Origin of the sequence: Corallococcus sicarius (genome assembly GCF_003611735.1) — a bacterium.
In the GTDB taxonomy this organism is placed as follows: Bacteria; Myxococcota; Myxococcia; order Myxococcales; family Myxococcaceae; genus Corallococcus; species Corallococcus sicarius.
Genome location: NZ_RAWG01000575.1, coordinates 1 through 2370 on the forward strand (window position 1 = coordinate 1; position 2370 = coordinate 2370).

The 2370-nt window shown below is 71.6% G+C and carries 2 protein-coding genes and 1 pseudogene; all 3 read left to right on the forward strand.

The annotated features are described in order from the left end of the window. A pseudogene (locus tag D7X12_RS45580) lies at positions 1 to 167 on the forward strand (hypothetical protein); the annotation flags it as partial. 39 nt (positions 168 to 206) lie between these two features. Further along, positions 207 to 881, forward strand: a complete 675-nt coding sequence (locus D7X12_RS40840) for a hypothetical protein (protein WP_439329423.1) — start codon at positions 207 to 209, stop codon at positions 879 to 881. Further along, positions 878 to 2370, forward strand: a 1493-nt coding sequence (gene traB, locus D7X12_RS40845; RefSeq protein WP_147443984.1) for an outer membrane exchange protein TraB, incomplete at its 3' end; no start/stop codon positions are given. The genes D7X12_RS40840 and traB, both read left to right, overlap by 4 nt.

Sequence of the window (2370 nt, forward strand, 5' to 3'; positions counted from 1 at the left end):
GGTGTAGAGCAGCGTCACCTCGCGCACCCGGCACTCGTTCACGAGCGCCGCCAGGAAGCGCGCCACCCGGGCATTGCGCGTCGAGGCGCGGCGAAGCGCCTCGTACCCATCCAGGAAGATGCGGCGCCCCGCCCTCCTGCGTCGAGTGCACCACCGACAGCCAGTGCTCCAACGGCCAGCGCTGCGACACCGTGAACGGCGCCTGCGTGGACGCCGTCCCGGAGTGCAACACCGCCGACCGCTGCGGCCCCGGCTGCTCCAAGTGCCCCGGCGAACGCCCCTACTGTCTCGACGGCGAGGTCTGCGTCCAGTGCCGCACCGACCTGGAATGCGGCGACGGCCAGTTCTGCCTCAGCGGCGAATGCAGCGCCTGCACCACCGACGAGCGCTGCGGCGACCGCTGCGACGCCTGTGACGCCGCCACCCCGTTCTGCCTCACCGACGGCTCCGTGCAGAACAGCGTCTGCGTGGGCTGCGTCAACGACTCCGACTGCGGCAGCGGCACCTGCGACCCCACCACCCGCACCTGCGACAACACCAACGCCTGCGCCATGACGTGCGCGGACGGGCTCGTGTGCGACGGCGCCGCGTGCGTCGAGTGCTTCGCCGATGCCCACTGCCCCTGCGGCGGCACCTGCGACACCGCGTCCAACACCTGCGACATCTCCTGCGCCGACAGCGGCGACTGCCTGGGCGTCGAGTACTGCTCCGCCGAAACCCAGCAGTGCGAGCGCGGCCGCCGCAAGCCCGGCACCGAGCCGCAGGGCGGCGCCTTCTGCTGCGGCACCACCGCCGAGGACACCCCCACCGGCAGCACCGCCATCCTCGTCACCCTCGCCCTGGGCTTCCTCTTCCTGCGCTCCGCCCGCCGCGTCCGATGAAGCCTCCCCGCACGCCGCTCCTCCCGCTGCTCGTGGCCCTGGCTCTGTCCACCGCCGCCAGCGCCGCCCCGGACGCGCGCTTCAACCTCCAACTGTTCCGCCCCTCCGGCGCGCCGCAGGACCTGGTGATGGTCACCCAGTCCCGGCCCCTGTCCCACCTGTCCGTCTCCGCCGGGCCCTACCTCAGCTACTCCATCAACCCCCTGTCCCTCGTCCCCAAGGACGGCGACGTGGGCTCCATCAGCCTCGTGGGCAACCGGCTCCAGTTGGATGTCATGGCCACCGTCGGCCTCTTCGACTGGGCCGAAGTGGGCGTGGACCTGCCGCTCGTCATGCTCCAGGGCGGTCAGAACCTGGAGGTCATCGGCTCCGAAGGCCCGGTGGAGAGCTTCGCGCTCGGCGACCTGCGCCTCACCGGCAAGGTGGCCGTCCCCGGCCTGCGCCGCTCCGCGGAAGGCCACGGCTGGGGCAGCGCGCTCACCTTCAACGTCAGCTTCCCCACCGGCGTGCAGGAGGCCTTCGCGGGCGACGGCGAGCTCACCTGGGCGCCGGGGCTCGTCGTCGACTACCGCTTCGAGTCCGGCATCCTCCTGGCCCTCAACGGCGGCTTCTGGAAGCGGCCGGACCTCGTGTTCAGCGGCGTCAACATGGGCGACATGGCGCCCTTCGGCCTGGGCGCCGAGGTGCCCCTGCTGCGCGGCAGCGGCATCACCGCGCTCGGCATGGTGCATGGCGCGGTGGGCCTGGAGAAGGAACCCAATCAGCCCCGCCAGATTCCCGCGGAGCTGCTCATCGGCCTGCGCTGGTACAGCTCCACCGGCGTCACCTTCACCTTCGGCGGCGGCCTGGGCTGCGGCTGTTCCCTCGCGTCCCCCAACCTGAGCTTCTTCACGTCCATCATCTGGGTGCCCGCCAAGACGCGTGAGTGGGAGGCCATCGAGCGCTTCAAGGAGCCGCCCGAGCCGCCCCCGCCGCCCGTGGACCCCGACGGCGACTCCGTCATTGGCGAGAAGGACCGCTGCCCCACCGTGGAGGGCCCGGTGGAGAACGGCGGCTGCCCGGACTCCGACGGCGACTCGGACGGCGTGGTGGACCGCATCGACAAGTGCCCGGACGTCCCCGCGGGGACTCGCGGCAAGGACGGCTGCCCGCTCGCGCGCACCGTGGGCAACAAGATCGTCATCCTGGAGCAGGTGAACTTCGCCACCGACCAGGACGTCATCCTCTCCGAGTCCTTCCCCGTGCTGGAGGAGGTGGCCCGCGTGATGGAGGTGAACCCGAAGCTCGACCGCATCCTCGTCGAGGGCCACACCGACTCGCGCGCCAGCGACACGTACAACCTGGAGCTGTCCAAGCGCCGGGCCGCCAGCGTGAAGCGCTTCCTCATCGAGAGCGGTGTCGCCGCGGAGCGCGTGTGCTCGCAGGGCTTCGGGCGCAGCAAGCCTCTGGCCGACAACGCCAGCGAAGAGGGCATGGCCCTCAACCGCCG